The organism is Mesorhizobium sp. BE184 (assembly GCF_031457045.1).
GTDB lineage: Bacteria > Pseudomonadota > Alphaproteobacteria > Rhizobiales > Rhizobiaceae > Mesorhizobium.
This window is the reverse complement of the sequence record NZ_JAVDVU010000001.1, coordinates 881980-899747: the sequence shown is the minus strand read 5'-3', so window position 1 is coordinate 899747 and position 17768 is coordinate 881980. Positions and strand designations below refer to the sequence as shown.

Genomic DNA, 17768 nt, shown 5'->3' with positions numbered 1-17768 from the left:
ATGGGCGCGGGTCTCGGCAAGGAACTGGACGGCTTCACCGTCATCTCGATCGAGCAGGCGGTGGCCGCGCCCTATTGCGGCCTGCTTCTGGCCGACGCCGGCGCGCGCGTCATCAAGATCGAGCGCGCCGAGGGTGATTTCGCCCGCTCCTACGACCATGCCGCCAATGGCGAGAGCGCCTATTTCATCTGGCTCAACGCCGGCAAGGAATCGATCTGCCTCGACATTGACCAGGAGGAGGACGCGGCGCTGCTGCGGCGCATGCTGGCGAACGCCGATGTGTTCCTGCACAACCTCGCCCCCGGTTCGCTGGAAAAACGGGGCTTCGGCGGCGATACGCTGCGGCGGGAAAACCCCGGCCTCGTCACCTGCGAGATCACCGGCTATGGCCGGACAGGACCTTATTCCGACATGAAGGCCTACGACCTGCTGGTGCAGGCGGAAAGCGGACTATGCTCGATCACCGGCGACGCTTCAGCTCCGGCGCGCGTCGGCTTCTCGGTCTGCGATATCGCCACCGGCCTTACCGCATTCTCAGCGATTTTGCGGGCGCTGCTGCTGCGCTCCCGCACCGGCAAGGGCATCGACCTGTCCATCGCCATGTTCGACGTGCTGGCGGACTGGATGAACGTTCCCCTCGCCTTCCAGCGCTATCTCGGCAAGACGCCGGCGCGTATCGGCGTCGCCCATGCGACGCTGGCGCCCTACGGGGCTTATCGCGCAGCGAATGACGACCTTCTCCTGATCGCGGTGCAATCCAACCGCGAATTCGCGGTGCTGTGCGACAAGATTCTCGGCCAGCCGGAACTGGCGGGCGATCCGCGCTTCGCCACCAATATGGCGCGGGTGAACAACCGGCCCGAACTCGATGCGATCATTGGCGAAATCTTTGCACGCCATGCCCGACCCGAGCTGATCGAAAAGCTCAAGAAGGCGCGCATCGCCTGCTCGAACCTGAACTCGGTCGAAGACCTTTCGGCGCATCCGCATCTGCGCGACCGGCTGGTCGAGATGGCAGGGACCGAAGTGCGCCTCGCCGATCTGCCAGTGCCTGGGGCGGCGCATCGCAAGGTTCCGAAGCTGGACGAGGATGGGCCGGCGCTGCGCGTGGAATTCGCGTCGCCCGCCACGAGACTTGGAGAAAATGCATGAAGAGCTACGGGCTTTACATTGACGGCGGCTATGTCGAGGCGGAGGGCGGCCGCACATTCGAGACCACCAATCCTTATGACGGCCAGGTGTGGGCGCGGATCGCCCATGCCAGCGCCGACGATGTCGACCGCGCCGTAGGCGCGGCGAAGGCCGCGCGCCGGGCCAGTTGGGGCACTATGACAGCCTCGGCGCGCGGCCGCCTGATGGTGCGGCTTGCCGACCTGATCGAAGAAAACGCCGCCACGCTTGCCGAAACGGAAGTACGCGACAACGGCAAGCTCTATGCCGAGATGGCGTCGCAAACGAGATACCTCGCCGAATGGTACCGCTACTATGGCGGGCTGGCCGACAAGATCGAAGGCACGGTCATCCCGACCGACAAGAAGGCCATCTTCAATTTCACCCGGCTCGAACCGCTGGGCGTGATCGCCATGATCACTCCCTGGAATTCGCCGCTGCTGCTGCTCGCCTGGAAACTTGCGCCGGCGCTCGCCGCCGGCAACACGGTCGTCATCAAGCCGTCGGAATTCACGTCCGCCTCGACGCTGGAATTCATGGACCTGTTCAACAAGGCCGGCTTTCCCAAGGGCGTGGTCAACACCGTCACCGGCTTCGGCGCCGATGTGGGCGCGGCCCTTGTCGCGCACAAGGACATCACCAAGATCGCCTTCACCGGCTCTGACCTTTCCGGCCAGAAGATCTACGAGGCGGCGGCGCGCGACCTGAAGCACGTCTCGCTGGAACTCGGCGGCAAATCGCCGAACATCGTGTTTGAGGACGCCGATCTCGAAGCCGCCGTCATGGGCGCGATCTCCGGCATCTTCGCCGCATCCGGCCAGACCTGCATCGCCGGCTCGCGGCTTCTCTTGCAGCGCTCCATTCACGATCGTTTCATGGAACGGCTGGTCGAGGTCGCGGGGGCCGCCCGCATCGGCGACCCGATGTCGCCGGAGACGAATGTCGGGCCAGTGACGACGCCGCCGCAATACAAGAAGGTGCTCGACTACATCGACATCGCCAGGAATGAAGGGGCGACCTGCGTGCTGGGCGGCAAGCCCTACGCCGGCCCCGGCGCCAAGGGCACGCAATTCGTCGAGCCGACGATCTTCACCAATGTGTCGAATTCCATGCGCATCGCGCAGGAGGAGGTGTTCGGGCCGGTGCTCGCCGTCATCCCCTTCGAGGACGAGGAAGAAGCCTTGCAGATCGCCAACGACGTCGATTTCGGGCTCGCCGCGGGCGTGTGGACGAAGGATATCGGCCGCTGCATCCGCATGTCTGAAGCGCTCGAAGTCGGAACCGTCTGGGTCAACACCTACCGCGCCGTCAGCTACACCTCGCCTTTCGGCGGTTACAAGCGCAGCGGCATCGGCCGCGAAAGCGGCATCGACGCCGTGCGCGAATATCTCCAGCTCAAGTCGGTCTGGATCGCCACCGAGACCAGCGCCTCCAACCCCTTCGTGATCCGCTGATGCGCGCGCCTGTCTCTCCCCTCTTCGTGCCGGGCAACCGGCCCGAGCGTTTCGAAAAGGCGGCTGCCACCGGGTCAGACGCGATCATCATCGATCTTGAAGATGCCGTTGACGCCTCGCAGAAGAATGAGGCGCGCGGCAATCTCGCGAACCATGGCGTGACCGCAAAGCCGGTTTTTGTGCGCATCAACGGCGCAGGAACCGACTGGTGGGACCGCGACCTGGCCGCGCTTGGCTCGGCAGGCCTTGCCGGGATCATGGTGCCGAAGGCCGAAACCGCCAACGACCTGGCCGCTGTGGCCAAAGCTTCCAGTGGAAATGTGCCGATCATCCCGCTGATCGAAACGGTTGTCGGGCTGGAAAATCTTGGCGAGATTCTGCGCGCGCCGCAGGTTCTGTGCGTCGGTTTCGGCTCACTCGATTTCGCGCTCGACCTCGGCTGCCAGCCGACATGGGAAGCGCTGCTGTTCACGCGCTCGCGGCTGGTGCTGGAATCGCGGGGCGCCGGCAGGCTGCCGCCAATCGACGGCGTAACGCCGACGCTCGACGATGCCGAGTTGATCGGCGGCGATGCGGCCCGCGCCCGCGCCATGGGGTTCGGCGGCAAGCTCGCCATTCATCCGAAACAGGTGGCGCCGATCCTTGCCGCCTTCCGCCCGACGGAAAAGGAAATCGCCTGGGCCGGCCGCGTGCTGGCCGCGGCAACGTCCGACAGCGCCGTCAAGGTCGATGGCCAGATGGTCGACAAGCCTTTGGTGGAGCGCGCCCGGCGCATCCAGGAGGCGGCTAGCTGAGACGAATTCATCGCAAGGGTGGGCGCTGGATAGCTGCTATGCCGCCGCCCGCCCTTGAGAATGCCTGTGGGCTGCGGCCCATAATGAACCGAACATCCGCGCTACCGCGCTTCGATATTTCACTTCAGGAGGATATTCCATGGACAAGGCAACCTACGAAAAGGGTCTGGCGATCCGCAGCGCGGTGCTCGGCAAGGACTATGTCGACAACGCCATCAAGTCCGCCGACGATTTCAACCGTCCGCTGCAGGAGTTGGTGACCGAATATTGCTGGGGCGCCGTCTGGGGCCGCGACGGCCTCGACCGCAAGACGCGTTCGTTCCTGAACCTCGCCATGCTGTCGGCGCTCAATCGTCCGCACGAGATCGAAGTTCACGTCAAGGGCGCGCTGAACAACGGCCTGAGCCGCGAGGAAATCTGCGAAGTCTTCCTGCAGGTGGCGATCTATTGCGGCGTGCCGGCAGCGGTCGATTCCTTCCGCATCGCGCGGCGCGTGTTCGCCGAGATCGACGGCAAGAAATAAGCGGCTGTTGGCCGGCAACGGGTTGAGGAGAAGCTGACATGAGCAGCGAGATTGGATTTATCGGCCTCGGCAATATGGGTGCGCCCATGGCCGGCCGGCTGGTCGAGGCCGGTTACAGGCTGGTGGTGAGTGACGTCAACGACGCGGCGCTCAAACAGTTCGAGGCGCTGGGCGCCCGCGCGGTGAAGACGCCGAAAGACGTGGCGGATGCCTGCGAGACCGTATTCGCCAGCCTGCCGACGCCGGTCATCGTCGACAAGGTGGCGACCGGCGAAAACGGCGTGTCTTCCGGCAAGACGGTCAAGCGGTTCATCGACCTGTCGACCACCGGCGCAACCTCCTCGGTGCGCATCGCGGCCAAGCTGGCGGAAAAGAACATCGTCCATCTCGACGCGCCGGTTTCCGGCGGCAAGGCCGGCGCCAAGGCCGGCACGCTTGCTGTCATGATCTCCGGCCCGCGCGCCCACTACGAGATTGCAGAACCGATGCTCAAGCACATCGGCAAGCTGTTCTATGTCGGCGAGAAATCCGGTCTCGGGCAGACGATGAAACTGGTCAACAACCTCCTTTCCGCCACCGCGCTCGCGGCGACGGCCGAGGCTGTGGTCATGGCGGTCAAGGCCGGTCTGGACCCAGCCATCGTCATCGATGTCATCAACGCCGGCTCCGGCCGCAACAGCGCATCGCAGGACAAGTTCCCCAAGGCGATCCTGCCGCGCACTTTCGACTTCGGCTTCACCACCGGCCTCATGTACAAGGATTTGAAGCTGTGCATGGAAGAGGCCGAGGCGCTGGGCACGCAGATGTGGGTCGGCAATGCGGTCAAGCAACTCTGGCAACTCGTCCATTCGCAGCTCGGCCCGGACTCCGATTTCACGCAGGTCGTGCAGATTCCGGAACAATGGGCCGGCGTCGAGGTCGGCGCCAAGAAGGGTTGAGGCAAGCGGCATGAGCGACGACCGCTATGAAATCCGGATGATCCGCTACGGCCGGTCCGACCGCAACCGGCCGGCCAATTTCCATGGCGGCGATCCGCACGACACGCCCATGCCGATCGACTATTTCTTCTGGGTGATCTCCAACGACAAGCGCAGTTTCGTCGTCGATACCGGCTTCGATGCCGAGACCGCCAAGCGCCGGCAGCGCGAACTGCTGAAGCCGGTCGGGATGGGGCTGAAGGCGGTCGGCTTCGAGCCCGACCAGGTGCGTGACGTCATTGTCACCCACATGCACTACGACCATGCCGGCAATGTCGACCTGCTGCCGAACGCCCGCTACCACATCCAGGATTGCGAGATGGCCTATGTGACAGGCCGCTGCATGTGCCACCACCTTCTCAACCATCCCTTCGAGGAGGAGAACGTGGTGTCGATGGTGCGCAAGGTCTTCGCCGGGCGGGTCGATTTCTATGACGGCGAGGCGGAGATCGCTCCCGGCATCAGCGTCCACAAGGTCGGCGGCCATTCGCGCGGCCTGCAGATCGTGCGCGTCAACACCGAACGCGGCCCGGTGGTCCTGGCGTCCGATGCCTCGCATTATTACGAGCATATCGAGAACGACCGCGCCTTCGCGGTGTTCGACGATCTGGCCGAGCTTCTGGAAGGCTACAGGACCATTAGACGGCTTGCGCCGTCGATGCGCCATGTCGTGCCGGGGCACGACCCCAAAGTGTTCGAGCGCTACCCGGCTATCCCCGGCATGGAAGGCTGGGCCGTCCGCGTCGATCTCGAGCCGACACAGTAGCGAACCGCCCTCGCCTGCCGGGTGCTTGTTCGCGCCTAATGCGCCATGGTGGCCGAGCCGGTCCAACGCGCGAAGATGGCGTGCCAATCCAGCGCCATCAACTGTTCGCTGCCTTCAAAGATCATGGTGCCAGCGACATAGACGATGATTGCCAGGCCGATCCAACCTATCCAGCGGTACTTGCCCAGCAATTTGGCAACCAAGGTCGAGGCGACCGCCATCAGGACGACCGACAGCACCAGCCCGAAGATCAGGGCGTTCATGTCCTCGCTGGCTGCGCCCGCCACGGCCAGGACGTTGTCCAGCGACATCGATACGTCGGCGACGATGATCTGCATGATGGCCTGGCGAAGCTGCTTGGGCTTCGCCCCGGTCAGGACGCCTTCGCCCGCCATATCCGATTGAATATCCCCGTGCCCTTCGGCGCTCCACATTTCCTGAAACATGTTCCAGCACACCCAAAGCAGCAGCAATCCGCCCAGGAGCATGATGCCGGTGATGGCCAGAAGCTTGACCGCCACCACGGCAAACAGGATGCGGATCACAGCCGCCGCGGCGATGCCGGCGAGAATTGCCTTCTGACGAAGCTCGGAAGCCAATCCCGCCGCCGCCATGCCGATGACGATGACGTTGTCGCCGGAAAGAACCAGGTTGATGGTGATGACTTCGATATAGGCGGCAATCGTGGACTGGTCGATCTCGAAGGGCATTCGGCAGGGCTCCGGCACTCTGTTGAGCGATCGTTCCTCGAATTGCCGGAGCAGCCGGAAGTCACGCAGCACAAACTTGCGACAGGAAGTCGCGCCCGGTTAACTAGGGCCTGCAGAAAATCCTGTCAAAGCCTTAAAGTAAGTGTCCATTGGTCTAATCGTTTTGACTTGATTTGAATTGTCAAAAACCGCTGTCGAAACTCATCTCCGCACTGTCATTCAATGTAGATGGGTTTGCGGATGCACTCTGGTTGCTGAACGGAGACGGTCTTGCAAGTGCCCTTGAAGGAAACACTCGCGCCCATCGAATCGATCACTTGCGCGGACGAAGCGGCTGTTCTGGTGCTCAATAACGAGAACGTCGCCGACCTTTCCTGGCTGGATTCACCTGGGCTCTCCCATCTGCTGGCGCAGGCAGTCCTTGCGAGGCGGATCGGCGCCTTGGAGGCGTTTCTGATCGCACTCGATCAGGACGCCGACTATGACAGCCCGAACTTCCACTGGTTCAAGCAACGGTATCCGCGCTTCGCCTACGTTGACCGGATCGTTGTGGCTGGCGCCGCGCGCGGCCACGGCCACGCACGGCGGCTCTATGAAGATCTCTTCGACTTCGCGCGGAAAGCCGGCCACTCCCTGGTGACGAGCGAGGTCAACGTGAACCCGCCCAATCCGGCCTCCGATGCATTTCATGCCGCCCTTGGCTTCAGCGAAGTTGGTAGTGCGGTCATCCACGGCGGCGAGAAGACCGTACGCTACTATGTGCGGACAGTGGCCGGCTGAAGCTACGCAAGGCCAGATCGGGCGTGGACTGGAAGCCCACGCCCGATCGATTTTCCTACTGGAAGAGTTGCAGCGCGTTGAGCAGCGTCTGAAACACTCCCCAGATCAGCGGGATGCCGACAAATCCCCAGGCCAACAGAAGCTGGAGCGGGGTGGTCGGGTTCTGGTTGACTTCGTTCATCTTGTCCTCCCTACGCTCTTGCCGACCGCGCCGCCGTGGCAAGCGCCGTATCGGCTTCGGTTTCCTTTTTCATGTGGTAGCGCTTGTCCACCGCCTTGACGAAGAAATTGCAGATGAAGCCGATCACCAGCAGCCCCGCCATGATGTACATGGTGGTGTTGTAGGCCTCCGCCTTCGGCACGCCGTGATTGACGTTGTACTCACGGATGTAGTTGACGAGCACGGGGCCGAAAATGCCGGCCGCTGACCATGCGGTGAGCAGCAGGCCATGAATGGCGCCGACATAACGTGTGCCGAACATGTCGCGCAGATAGGCAGGCACCGTCGCGAAGCCGCCGCCATACATCGAGATGATGATGCAGAAGCAGAGCACGAAGCCGGCAATGCTGCCAACCGCACCCGTGTACGGCACCAGGCAATAGAGAATGAAGCCCAGCACCATGAACACGAAATAGGTGTTCTTGCGGCCGATAAAGTCGGAGGTCGACGCCCAGGCGAAGCGGCCACCCATGTTGAACAGGCTCATCAGCCCGACCAGTCCGGCAGCGGCCACCGGCGTGATCAGGCCAGGGAACATCTCCTGGCTCATGGCAGATGCCTGGCCGAGCACGCCAATGCCGGCGGTGACATTCAGACACAGCACCCACCAGATCAGCCAGAACTGCGGCGTCTTCAGCGCGTCGTAGACGAACACGTCGTTGCGGGTGATGAGCTTGGTCGACTGGACAGGCTCGACGTATCCCTCCGGCTTCCAGCCTGGCGCCGGCACCCTGACGATGATCGAGCCGACGACCATGAAGGCGAAGTATACGACGCCGAGAATGACGAAGGTTTCCATCACGCCGATATGGGTTTCGGTGGTGAATTTCTTCATCAGCCACACCGACAGCGGCGAAGCGATGAAGGCGCCGCCGCCGAAGCCCATGATGGCCATGCCGGTTGCCATGCCCGGGCGGTCAGGAAACCATTTTATCAGCGTCGAGACCGGCGAGATGTAGCCGATGCCGAGCGCGATGCCGCCAAGCACGCCATAGCCGAGATAGATCACCCAAAGGTTGTGGATATAGACGCCGAACGCCGAGATCAGGAAGCCGCCGGCCCAGCAAAGCGCCGCCGTGAACATGGCCTTGCGCGGGCCACCCTCCTCCACCCAACGGCCGAATACCGCCGAGGAGACGCCAAGGAAGAAAATGGCGAGCGAGAAAATCCAGCCGAGTTCAGTGAGTTTCCAGTCGTCCGGCGCAGATTCGGTAATGCCGATGAGTTTCGTCATCGGCAGGTTGAATACGCTGTATGCGTAAGCCTGGCCGATGCACAGATGCACGCACAATGCGGCCGGCGGCACCATCCAGCGGCTATAGCCGGGCCTCGCCACGGTGCGCGAGCGGCTGAACCAGCTGCCGCCTCCTCCTGTTTCTGTCTCCATAGTCTTCCTCCCCTGTCGTCCAAGATGGACAAGGGCAGGTTAATATCGTGATGCGATATGGCAATTCTTAATTGGCGGTATACGACGATAGTTCAACGTTTCCGGCGCTGGCAAAAGAAAACGGCCGGTGAAACCGGCCGTTGGGAAGGTTTTCGATACGTGTTTCGGGTTTAGCGGCTCGCAGCGGCAACCGCGCGCTTGGCCATGACCACGATCAGATGCGCACGGTAATCCGCCGAAGCATGAATATCGCTCATCAGGTTGTCCGCGGGCAATTTGAGTCCCTCCAGCGAGGCCGGGCTGAACCCCTTGGCAAGTGCTGATTCGATCTGCCTTGACCGGAAAACCCCGTCGTCGCCAGCTCCCGTGACAGCGACGCGAGCACCGTCCTTGCCCGATGCCACGAAGACGCCGACGATTGCGTAGCGCGACGCCGGATTGCGAAACTTCTCGTAACCGGCCTTTTCGGGAGCGGTAAACGTCACCGCCGTGACAATCTCGCCATCCTTCAGCGCTGTTTCGAACAGCCCTTTGAAGAATTTGTCGGCCGCGAGCTGGCGCTTGTTGGTGATGATGGTCGCGCCCAGAGCCAGAAGGGCCGCGGGATAGTCGGCGGCCGGGTCGTTGTTGGCGATTGAGCCGCCGATCGTACCCTTGTGGCGTACGGCCGGATCACCGATCAGAGAGGCCAGATGCGTGAGCGCCGGACAGACTTTTTTCAGTTTCTCGTCCCGCGAGACCTCAAAATGCGTCGTCGCCGCGCCGATGGTGACTGTCTTGCCCGAAACCGCGATGCCTTTCAGCTCGGGGATGCGCGCGATATCGACCAGATCGGACGGCGCGGCAAGCCGCGTCTTCATGGCGGGAATGAGCGTCATGCCGCCTGAAAGAAGTTTTGCATCGCCCGTCTTCACCAGCTTGGCGGCATCGGCGACGGAGCTCGCACGGTGATAATTGACCGAGTACATTATGTTCTCCTCAGTGCTTGGCCGAGTGGATCGCGGCCCAGACACGGGACGGCGATGCGGGCATGGTGAGTTCGTTGGTGCCGAGGGCGTCGGTCATGGCATTCATGACCGCTGGAGGCGAGCCGATGGCGCCAGCCTCGCCGCAACCCTTGATGCCGAGCGGATTGCCCGGGCATGGCGTGTTCGAGGTCGATACCTTGAACGACGGCAGGTCGCTGGCGCGCGGCATGGTGTAGTCCATGTAGCTCGCGGTCAGCAACTGGCCCGTCTGGTCGTAGTAGGCGCCTTCCAGCAGCGCCTGGCCGACGCCCTGGGCGATGCCGCCATGCACCTGGCCTTCGACGATCATCGGATTGATGATGTTGCCGAAATCGTCGGCGGCCACGAACTGGACGATTTCCGTCACGCCGGTTTCCGGGTCGATCTCGACTTCGCAGATGTAGCAACCGGCCGGGAAGGTAAAGTTCGAGGGATCGTAGAACGCCGTTTCCTTCAGGCCGGGCTCCATGCCGGACGGCAGATTGTGTGCCGTATAAGCCGCGAGCGCCATCTGGAACCACGGCACGCTCTTGTCGGTGCCGGCGACCTTGAGGGTGCCGTCCTCGATGACAATGTCGCTTTCGTCGGCCTCCAGCATGTGCGCAGCGATCTTCTTGGCTTTCGCCTCGACCTTGTCCAGCGCCTTGGCAACCGCCGACATGCCGACCGCGCCGGAGCGCGAGCCGTAGGTTCCCATGCCCATCTGCACCTTGTCGGTGTCACCATGAATGATCGATACCTGATCGATGGGCATGCCGAAGCGCTGGTTGACCAACTGCGCGAAGGTGGTTTCGTGGCCCTGACCATGGCTGTGCGAACCGGTCAGCACCTCGATGGTGCCCACGGCGTTGACGCGCACTTCGGCGGATTCCCACAGGCCGACGCCGGCTCCAAGCGAGCCGACGGCTGCCGAAGGCGCGATACCACAGGCCTCGATGTAGTTCGACATGCCGATGCCGCGCAGCTTGCCCTTCTTGGCGGCGGCGGCCTTGCGCCTGGCGAAGCCGGCATAGTCAGCCGCCTTCATCGCCGCATCCATGGAAGCGCCGTAGTCGCCGGCATCGTAGCACATGATGACCGGCGTCTGGTGCGGGAACTCGGTGATGAAGTTCTTGCGGCGCAGTTCGGCGGGCGACACCCCCAACTCCCGCGCGGCGGTCTCCATGGTGCGTTCCAGCAGATAAGTCGCTTCGGGACGCCCCGCCCCGCGATAGGCATCGACCGGCGCGGTGTTGGTGTAGACCGTGCGGACGTTCGCATGAATGGCGGGAATGTTGTACTGGCCCGACAGCAGCGTTGCGTAGAGATAGGTCGGCACGCAGGACGAGAACAGCGACATGTAGGCGCCGAGATTGGCGATGGTATCGACCTTGAGGCCGGTGACCCGGTTGTCCTTGTCGAACGCCATCTCGACCATGGAGACGTGGTCGCGGCCATGGGCGTCAGTCAGGAAGCTTTCGGTGCGGTCGGCGACCCATTTGACCGGCACGCCGGTCTTCTTGGAGGCCCACAGGCAGACGATTTCCTCGGGATAGATATAGATCTTCGAGCCGAAGCCGCCGCCGACATCCGGCGCGATGACGCGCAGCTTGTTTTCGGGCGCGACATTGTAGAATGCGCTCATCACCAATCGGGCGACATGCGGATTCTGCGAAGTGGTCCAGCAGGTGTAGTGGTCTTCCGCCTTGTCGTACTGGCCGAGGGCCGCGCGCGGCTCCATGGCGTTCGGCACCAGCCGGTTGTTGACGATCTTGATGCGCGTCACATGGGCGGCGGCCTTGATCGCGGCGTCGGTTGCCGCTGAATCGCCGATCTCCCAGTCGAAGATCAGATTCCCGTCCGCCTCGGGATGGATTTGCGGCGCGCCGGGCTTCAGGGCATCGACGGCTTCGGTCACCGCCTTCAATTCCTTGTAGCTGATCTCAACCGCCTCGGCGGCGTCGCGGGCCTGGCCCTTGGTGTCAGCGACCACGATGACCACGGCGTCACCGACGTAACGGACCTTGTCGACCGCCAGCGGGGACCAGGCGCCCATCTTCATCGGCGTGCCGTCCTTGGAGTGGATCATCCAGCCGCAGATCAGATTGCCGATGCCGTCGGCCTTGAGTTCCTTGCCGGTCAGGACGCCGATGACGCCCGGCATCGCCTTGGCGGCCTTGACGTCGATCTTCTTGATCTGCGCGTGCGCATACGGGCTGCGCACGAACGCGGCGTGCTTCATGCCGGGAACCACCATGTCGTCGACATAGCGTCCGGCTCCTGTAATGAACCGCTTGTCTTCCTTGCGCGCGACGCGGGCGCCGATGCCTTCAATTCCCATGAAAAATTCCTCCCTTTGGGAGCGGCAGTCGGCAATTGGCAGTCGGCAGTCGTTTGTACGACGCGGAATGCCTGTGCCGAAGCGCCTCCCTCAATCCGTTTGCCTACCGCCGACTGCCGTTCAAGCAGCCACTTTCGCCTTGCCCTTGCCGGCCTTCGCCATCGTCTTCGATGCGGCAAGGATAGCCTTGACGATGTTGTGATAGCCGGTGCAGCGGCAGATGTTGCCTTCCAGTTCGGCCCGCACCGTTGCCTCATCCAGCCCCTCGGGGTGACGGGCGATCATGTCGGTGGCCGTCATGATCATGCCGGGCGTGCAGAAACCGCACTGCAGGCCGTGATGTTCCTTGAAGGCCGCCTGAACGGGGTGCAGATCGGCTCCGTCGGCCAGGCCCTCGATCGTGAGTACTGTCGAGCCCGAGGCCTGTACGGCCAGCATGGTGCAGGACTTCACCGCCTTGCCGTCGACATGGACGACGCAGGCGCCGCATTGCGAGGTGTCGCAGCCGACATGGGTGCCGGTCAGTCCCTCATGTTCGCGCAGGAAATGAACCAGCAGCGTGCGGTCCTCCACCGAACCGCTGACCTTGCGTCCATTGATCGTCAATGAAACGTCTGACATGAAACCTCCCTGGGTGACTACCTTGGTATGCCGCGCCGGATTGCAGGCCGCGCCCGCTCCTCCACCGTTATCCCGCATAACCCCGCCAAAAGACAATCCCGCGAAACCGATGTGGCGAGAGAATGCTATCGGCCCGGGCGGGCGTACATAGTACTTTTGGTCATAGGCGATTTGCACTGGCCATTGCCAAAGCGCCGCGGAAAGAGAAAATGGCAGCCGCACCGCGCCCCGGACAGAAATGAACATTCAAAAACATCCCGAAGGAGAGCCGCTGGTCTGTTCGCGCACGGCCTATGCATGCGGCTTGTCGGCGCTATCCAGCGACAACGCCGACGCCGACGCCTTTGCGCACGCAGTGGCGCTGGAGGCGAAAGCCATCGGCGCGGACTTCGCGCTGCTGTTCTTTTCCCAGAGCCTGATGCAAGCGAACGACCTGACGGCTGCGCTGCAGCGTCACGCGCCGGGTCTTCGCTATGCGGGCTGTTCGACCGCGGGAGAGATTACACCGCAGGGCATGGAGGATGGGCATGTGCTAGCGATGCTGATGCCGGCAGGATCCTTCACCGCAGTCATGACGATGGTCGAGAACTTGTCCTCCTCAGGCATGGACGGGATCACCGGCGAGGTCGAGGCCCTGCGACGAAGCCTGCAGTCCAGGCTCGGCGCCGAGCGAAGCGGCAATTTATTCGCGCTGTGCTTCATCGATGGGCTTTCCTATGCCGAGGAAGCGGTAACCTCCGCCATCCATTGGGGGCTTGACGACATCCCGCTGATCGGCGGCTCGGCCGGCGACGACCTCAAATTCGAGACGACGCGGCTGATCGCCGACGGACGCTGCGCCTCCGACAGCGCCATCATCGTCCTGATCGCCACGGAAATCCCGTTTCATGTCTTCAAGACCGATAATTTCGTGCCCACGGATGAAAAGCTGGTCGTCACTGGCTCCGAACCCGACCGGCGCATCGTGCATGAATTCAACGCGGCCAGGGCCGCCGACGAATACGCTTCCGCCGTTGGCATCGTGCCGAACAGCCTGACCCCGCTTTCCTTCGCATCGCATCCGGTGGTGGTGAAAGTCGGCGGCGAATATTACTGCCGCTCGATCCGCAAGATGAATCCGGACGGCTCGCTGTCGTTCTTCTGCGCCATAGATGACGGCATCGTCTTGTCGGTCGCCCAGCCCAAGAGCATGGTCGAGGCGACGGAAGCCGCCTTTACGGAAGCCGGGCGCAAGCTTGGCGGCATCGACATGGTCCTCGGTTTCGACTGCGTCCTGCGAAGGCTGGATGCCGAAAACCGGCAGATCAGCCGCGAGATGTCCGAAGTCTACCGCTCGCACAATGTGGTCGGCTTCGGCACTTACGGCGAGCAGTACCGGTCCATGCATCTCAACCAGACATTTACCGGCATTGCTTTCGGCCATCGCCGGGCGGCAGAATAGAACCGCCATGCCGCTGAGCCAGATCGACGACGTCGAACGCCTGAAGAAAATCAACGCCGCGCTCATTTCCCGCGTCGAGCGCTCGATGGACCAGCAGGGCAACGCCTTCTCGCTGTTCCAGACCGCCATCGCGCTGGAAAACCGGGTGCGCCGGCGCACCGACGAACTGCATGCGACGCTGCGCCGGCTGGAACATTCAAACATCGAATTGAGCCAGGCAAAGGAAAACGCCGAGCAGGCGAACGTTTCCAAGACACGGTTTCTGGCAGCCGCCAGTCATGACGTGCTGCAGCCGCTGAACGCCGCTCACCTTTCGGTGTCGGCCCTGTCGGAAATCCAGACCAGCGAGGAAGGCCGCAAGCTGGTGCGCCAGGTGGAGCGCTCGCTGGAAACCATGGAAGACCTGCTGCGGACCCTGCTCGACATTTCAAAGCTCGATGCCGGCGTGGTGCAGCCCGAAATAGGCGATGTCAGCCTCGAAGCGCTTTTCTCCTCCCTGCGTTCGGATTTCCAGCCGCAGGCGGAAATGAAAGGGCTGAAGCTGAAGTTCCGGACGGTCGACGCCACAGTTCGTTCCGACCGCACGCTGCTACGGCGCATTCTCCAGAACATCATTTCCAACGCCATGCGCTACACGCGCTCGGGCGGCGTGCTGATCGGCACGCGTCATCGCGGCGGCATGGTCCGCATCGATGTCGCCGACACCGGCAGCGGCATTCCCGACGACCAGCGGGAATCGATCTTCGAGGAATTCCACCGCGGCACCTCCGCGGCGGAAGCGGAATCGACCGGCGGAGGTCTTGGACTGGGATTGGCAATCGTGCAGCGTATCGCCGGCGCCCTCGATCATCCTGTCACTTTCACCTCGCGCGTCGGGCGCGGCACGATCTTCCATGTCGACGTACCGGCAGCGGCGGGCATAACGACTGGTAACAGGATAGCGGAGCCGGAACGGCCGCGCGGGTACGGTCTTTTCGGCACCAAGGTGCTGCTCATTGAGAACGACCCTGATGTGCTGAAAGCCATGGCTTCGCTGCTCGGTCACTGGCAATGCGCCGTACGCGAAGCGGCCTCGACGCGTGAAGCTCTCGATGCGTTGGGCGATACGGAATGGGTGCCGGACATCATCATCGCCGACCAGCATCTCGACCATGGCGATCTTGGCACCAGCACGGTGCAGGAAATCCGCGACTATCTGGGCCGGCCGGTGCCGGCGCTGATCGCGACGGCGGATGGCTCGGGCCCGGTCGCCGAAGCCGCCCGCGCCGCCGGGATGGAATTGATGCAGAAGCCGCTCAAACCGGCGCAGTTGCGGGCGCTGCTGGCACATCTTCTGGCCTGAAAGCAGCGGAACTCGGGAAATTTTGAGCTAGAAACCGCCAGAATCGCGGAAAAGCTCGGCGTTGTCGAGCTTCGAAACTTCGATCACAGCCTGCGTGCGGCTGTAGACATTGAGCTTGCGCAGGATTTCCGACACATGTGCCTTGACCGTGGTTTCCCCCACCTGAAGCTCATAGGCGATCTGCTTGTTGAGCTTACCTTGCCTAAGCATCTGCAGGACACGCAACTGCTGCGGCGTCAGCTTGGAGAGCCTTTGCACCATGTCGGCGCGGTCGATGCTGTCGGCATCCGCCGGGCTGGCCTGGTAGTTTTCGGGGATATAGATTGCCCCTTCCATTACAGAGCGGATGGCGCCGGCCAGATCGCTCTTGCGTGCCGACTTCGGTATGAAGCCCGCCGCGCCATATGACAGCGCCTCGGAAACGATCTTCGAGTCCTCGTGACCGGACACGATGACGACCGGCAGTCGCGGATGATGCGTCCTGAGTTGCAACAGTCCGTCGAAGCCATGGACGTCCGGCATCGACAGGTCGAGCAGCGCGAGGTCGAACTGATCGTTTGCGGACAGAAGTTGCAACGCCTCCGTCATGGAACGTGCTTCCACTGTTTCGATGTCGGGATAGGCCATCTGCAAGGCGCTGTGCAGCGCCTCGCGAAACAAGGGGTGATCGTCGATGATCAGGAACCGGGTTAGCGCTTTCGGTGGGGACATGGCTGGATCAGCTTTCGGCCGGGCGCGGCGTCAAATGGCTGCCTGCCGCGTTTCAGCAATCAGTATAAGGCCTGGCCTGCCGCAACCGAAAGCACAAATAGCGGTTTTGGCTGGATAAATCGTCTTGCCGCGCGGCGCGAATGAAGCGAATGTGCCGGCCGCAACAGCACCAGACATTCAAGCAGGACTACCATGACCGCCTATGCCTTCGACCCCTCGCCCGCGCCGTCCGTCGCCATCACCGGATCGGACGACCGATTTCCCGTGCGCCGGATCTTCTGCGTCGGACGCAACTACGCTGCGCACGCCCGCGAATTCGGGAATGACGACCGCGATCCGCCCTTCTTCTTCGGCAAGCCGGCCGACACAGTGGTCGATTCCGGGTCCACTGTGCCCTACCCCTCGTTGACAAAGAACCTGCATTTCGAGATCGAACTCGTCGCAGCCATCGGCACCGGTGGCTTCCGCATCCCGCGCGATGCCGCGCTGTCGCATGTGTGGGGCTACGGCGTCGGCGTCGATCTGACGCGGCGCGATCTCCAGGACGAGGCGAAGAAGACCGCGCGTCCCTGGGACTGGTCGAAGGGCTTCGATGATTCCGCGCCATGCGGACCATTGGTACGCGCCGACAAAACCGGGCATCCTGAAAGCGGCCGCATCTGGCTCGCGGTCAACGGAACGGTCAAACAGGATGCCGACCTGACCGAACTGATCTGGCCGATCGCCGATATCGTTTCGATCTGCAGCGAGGGGGTCCGCCTCCAGCCCGGCGACCTGATCTTCACCGGCACGCCGGCCGGCGTCGGCGCCATCGTCCCCGGCGACAAGGTCACCGGCGGCGTAGACGGCATTGGCGAGATCGAATTCGTCGTCGGCCCGGTGGCATAGCCGGTCACGCCTACGGCTGATCCTCACCGAGACAGGAGGAGGCGGACACGGCATCCGACCTCTTCTTGCGGCGCTCGTAGAACATTGCCAGCGTCTCGGCCGTCAGCGCCGGCTTTTCCTCGCCCTCGATCTCGATCGTGTTGGCGAACTTCATGAGGTACTGGCCAGGACCCCGGTCCTCCATCGAAACCAGTCTCGCCCGCAATCTCACCCGGACACCGACCCTCACCGGCGCGACGAAACGCACCTTGTCCAGCCCGTAGTTGAAGGCGGCGCGCGTGTTTTCAGGGAAAACGTTCATTTCCTGGCTGAGGCCACCAATGAGGGAAAGCGTCAGATATCCGTGAGCGATCGTGGTTCTGAACGGGCTTTCGCGCTTCGCCCGTTCGGCATCGACATGAATCCACTGGCGATCTTCGGTGCAGTCGGCGAACTGATCGATGCGCGACTGGTCCACAACAACCCAGTCCGATACACCAAGCTCCTCTCCTATCATCTCACGGAGCTGATCGAAGGTCGGCGCTACTTTCTTCATTCCTTATCCTGGCCCTTTCGATGACCTTCCCGAAAACAGCAAGGCAGGTTTTCGATCGTGAGGCCGCCTCCTGCGGCGCGATTCCCACTATTGTCCACGCTAGGCGAAGCCAATGCAAACGC

At 62.6% G+C, this 17768-nt stretch carries 18 protein-coding genes; 10 read left to right on the top strand and 8 right to left on the bottom strand.

Going from position 1 to position 17768, the window contains the following annotated elements:
* From J2X35_RS04390 to J2X35_RS04365, 6 genes are all read left to right on the top strand, one after another.
* The gene (locus J2X35_RS04390; RefSeq protein WP_310181758.1) at positions 1–1152 is read left to right on the top strand and encodes a CaiB/BaiF CoA-transferase family protein; all 1152 of its coding nucleotides are present in this window, start codon (positions 1–3) and stop codon (positions 1150–1152) included.
* Positions 1149–2624, top strand: coding sequence for an aldehyde dehydrogenase (locus tag J2X35_RS04385; protein ID WP_310181757.1), 1476 nt, complete (start codon positions 1149–1151; stop codon positions 2622–2624). The genes J2X35_RS04390 and J2X35_RS04385 overlap by 4 nt, the downstream gene beginning before the upstream one ends.
* Entirely contained in the window at positions 2624–3418 is a 795-nt protein-coding gene (locus J2X35_RS04380; RefSeq protein ID WP_310181755.1) for a CoA ester lyase, read from the top strand. The genes J2X35_RS04385 and J2X35_RS04380 overlap by 1 nt, the downstream gene beginning before the upstream one ends.
* 139 nt (positions 3419–3557) lie before the next feature.
* A complete protein-coding gene (locus J2X35_RS04375; RefSeq protein WP_056109138.1) occupies positions 3558–3941 on the top strand; it encodes a carboxymuconolactone decarboxylase family protein in 384 nt (127 codons plus the stop codon).
* A 38-nt stretch (positions 3942–3979) separates the two neighbouring features.
* Positions 3980–4879 (top strand): NAD(P)-dependent oxidoreductase, encoded by a 900-nt coding sequence (locus J2X35_RS04370; protein ID WP_310181752.1) that lies wholly within the window; start codon positions 3980–3982, stop codon positions 4877–4879.
* 10 nt (positions 4880–4889) lie between these two features.
* The gene (locus J2X35_RS04365; RefSeq protein WP_310181749.1) at positions 4890–5684 is read left to right on the top strand and encodes an N-acyl homoserine lactonase family protein; all 795 of its coding nucleotides are present in this window, start codon (positions 4890–4892) and stop codon (positions 5682–5684) included.
* 35 nt (positions 5685–5719) lie between these two features.
* Here J2X35_RS04365 and J2X35_RS04360 read toward each other — a convergent pair whose 3' ends face one another.
* A complete protein-coding gene (locus J2X35_RS04360) occupies positions 5720–6394 on the bottom strand; it encodes a YjbE family putative metal transport protein (protein WP_056109130.1) in 675 nt (224 codons plus the stop codon).
* Between the two features lie 282 nt (positions 6395–6676).
* On the opposite strand from J2X35_RS04360, the gene J2X35_RS04355 reads away from it, so the two are divergent.
* A complete protein-coding gene (locus J2X35_RS04355) occupies positions 6677–7174 on the top strand; it encodes a GNAT family N-acetyltransferase (protein ID WP_310181747.1) in 498 nt (165 codons plus the stop codon).
* Positions 7175–7229: 55 nt separating this feature from the next.
* Here J2X35_RS04355 and J2X35_RS04350 read toward each other — a convergent pair whose 3' ends face one another.
* The 5 genes from J2X35_RS04350 to J2X35_RS04330 form a co-directional block, all read right to left on the bottom strand.
* Complete coding sequence (locus tag J2X35_RS04350; RefSeq protein ID WP_274533089.1) at positions 7230–7355, bottom strand: hypothetical protein; 126 nt, start codon at positions 7353–7355, stop codon at positions 7230–7232.
* Positions 7356–7365: 10 nt separating this feature from the next.
* Positions 7366–8781 (bottom strand): OFA family MFS transporter, encoded by a 1416-nt coding sequence (locus J2X35_RS04345; RefSeq protein WP_056109127.1) that lies wholly within the window; start codon positions 8779–8781, stop codon positions 7366–7368.
* Between the two features lie 170 nt (positions 8782–8951).
* Positions 8952–9749 (bottom strand): xanthine dehydrogenase family protein subunit M, encoded by a 798-nt coding sequence (locus tag J2X35_RS04340; protein WP_310181741.1) that lies wholly within the window; start codon positions 9747–9749, stop codon positions 8952–8954.
* A gap of 10 nt (positions 9750–9759) precedes the next feature.
* A complete protein-coding gene (locus J2X35_RS04335) occupies positions 9760–12108 on the bottom strand; it encodes a xanthine dehydrogenase family protein molybdopterin-binding subunit (protein WP_310181739.1) in 2349 nt (782 codons plus the stop codon).
* Positions 12109–12228: 120 nt separating this feature from the next.
* The gene (locus tag J2X35_RS04330; RefSeq protein ID WP_310181738.1) at positions 12229–12729 is read right to left on the bottom strand and encodes a 2Fe-2S iron-sulfur cluster-binding protein; all 501 of its coding nucleotides are present in this window, start codon (positions 12727–12729) and stop codon (positions 12229–12231) included.
* A 238-nt stretch (positions 12730–12967) separates the two neighbouring features.
* On the opposite strand from J2X35_RS04330, the gene J2X35_RS04325 reads away from it, so the two are divergent.
* Positions 12968–14170, top strand: coding sequence for an FIST signal transduction protein (locus tag J2X35_RS04325; RefSeq protein ID WP_310181737.1), 1203 nt, complete (start codon positions 12968–12970; stop codon positions 14168–14170).
* 7 nt (positions 14171–14177) lie between these two features.
* Entirely contained in the window at positions 14178–15512 is a 1335-nt protein-coding gene (locus J2X35_RS04320) for a hybrid sensor histidine kinase/response regulator (protein ID WP_310181734.1), read from the top strand.
* Between the two features lie 27 nt (positions 15513–15539).
* Here J2X35_RS04320 and J2X35_RS04315 read toward each other — a convergent pair whose 3' ends face one another.
* A complete protein-coding gene (locus J2X35_RS04315) occupies positions 15540–16223 on the bottom strand; it encodes a response regulator transcription factor (protein ID WP_310181733.1) in 684 nt (227 codons plus the stop codon).
* A gap of 192 nt (positions 16224–16415) precedes the next feature.
* Between J2X35_RS04315 and J2X35_RS04310 the strand changes: the two genes are divergently transcribed.
* Complete coding sequence (locus J2X35_RS04310) at positions 16416–17111, top strand: fumarylacetoacetate hydrolase family protein (RefSeq protein ID WP_310181731.1); 696 nt, start codon at positions 16416–16418, stop codon at positions 17109–17111.
* A 10-nt stretch (positions 17112–17121) separates the two neighbouring features.
* Here J2X35_RS04310 and J2X35_RS04305 read toward each other — a convergent pair whose 3' ends face one another.
* Positions 17122–17646, bottom strand: a complete 525-nt coding sequence (locus J2X35_RS04305; protein WP_310181729.1) for a MaoC family dehydratase — start codon at positions 17644–17646, stop codon at positions 17122–17124.
* Positions 17647–17768: the final 122 nt, after the last annotated feature.

Bases quoted from the DNA above. Each gene is read 5' to 3' on its own strand.
- J2X35_RS04345 (WP_056109127.1), bottom strand. From the start codon at position 8,781: ATGGAGACAGAAACAGGAGGAGGCGGCAGCTGGTTCAGCCGCTCGCGC.
- J2X35_RS04385 (WP_310181757.1), top strand. From the start codon at position 1,149: ATGAAGAGCTACGGGCTTTACATTGACGGCGGCTATGTCGAGGCGGAG.
- J2X35_RS04370 (WP_310181752.1), top strand. From the start codon at position 3,980: ATGAGCAGCGAGATTGGATTTATCGGCCTCGGCAATATGGGTGCGCCC.
- J2X35_RS04360 (WP_056109130.1), bottom strand. From the start codon at position 6,394: ATGCCCTTCGAGATCGACCAGTCCACGATTGCCGCCTATATCGAAGTC.
- J2X35_RS04340 (WP_310181741.1), bottom strand. From the start codon at position 9,749: ATGTACTCGGTCAATTATCACCGTGCGAGCTCCGTCGCCGATGCCGCC.
- J2X35_RS04310 (WP_310181731.1), top strand. From the start codon at position 16,416: ATGACCGCCTATGCCTTCGACCCCTCGCCCGCGCCGTCCGTCGCCATC.
- J2X35_RS04375 (WP_056109138.1), top strand. From the start codon at position 3,558: ATGGACAAGGCAACCTACGAAAAGGGTCTGGCGATCCGCAGCGCGGTG.
- J2X35_RS04350 (WP_274533089.1), bottom strand. From the start codon at position 7,355: ATGAACGAAGTCAACCAGAACCCGACCACCCCGCTCCAGCTTCTGTTG.
- J2X35_RS04335 (WP_310181739.1), bottom strand. From the start codon at position 12,108: ATGGGAATTGAAGGCATCGGCGCCCGCGTCGCGCGCAAGGAAGACAAG.
- J2X35_RS04315 (WP_310181733.1), bottom strand. From the start codon at position 16,223: ATGTCCCCACCGAAAGCGCTAACCCGGTTCCTGATCATCGACGATCAC.
- J2X35_RS04390 (WP_310181758.1), top strand. From the start codon at position 1: ATGGGCGCGGGTCTCGGCAAGGAACTGGACGGCTTCACCGTCATCTCG.
- J2X35_RS04325 (WP_310181737.1), top strand. From the start codon at position 12,968: ATGAACATTCAAAAACATCCCGAAGGAGAGCCGCTGGTCTGTTCGCGC.
- J2X35_RS04320 (WP_310181734.1), top strand. From the start codon at position 14,178: ATGCCGCTGAGCCAGATCGACGACGTCGAACGCCTGAAGAAAATCAAC.
- J2X35_RS04380 (WP_310181755.1), top strand. From the start codon at position 2,624: ATGCGCGCGCCTGTCTCTCCCCTCTTCGTGCCGGGCAACCGGCCCGAG.
- J2X35_RS04330 (WP_310181738.1), bottom strand. From the start codon at position 12,729: ATGTCAGACGTTTCATTGACGATCAATGGACGCAAGGTCAGCGGTTCG.
- J2X35_RS04305 (WP_310181729.1), bottom strand. From the start codon at position 17,646: ATGAAGAAAGTAGCGCCGACCTTCGATCAGCTCCGTGAGATGATAGGA.
- J2X35_RS04365 (WP_310181749.1), top strand. From the start codon at position 4,890: ATGAGCGACGACCGCTATGAAATCCGGATGATCCGCTACGGCCGGTCC.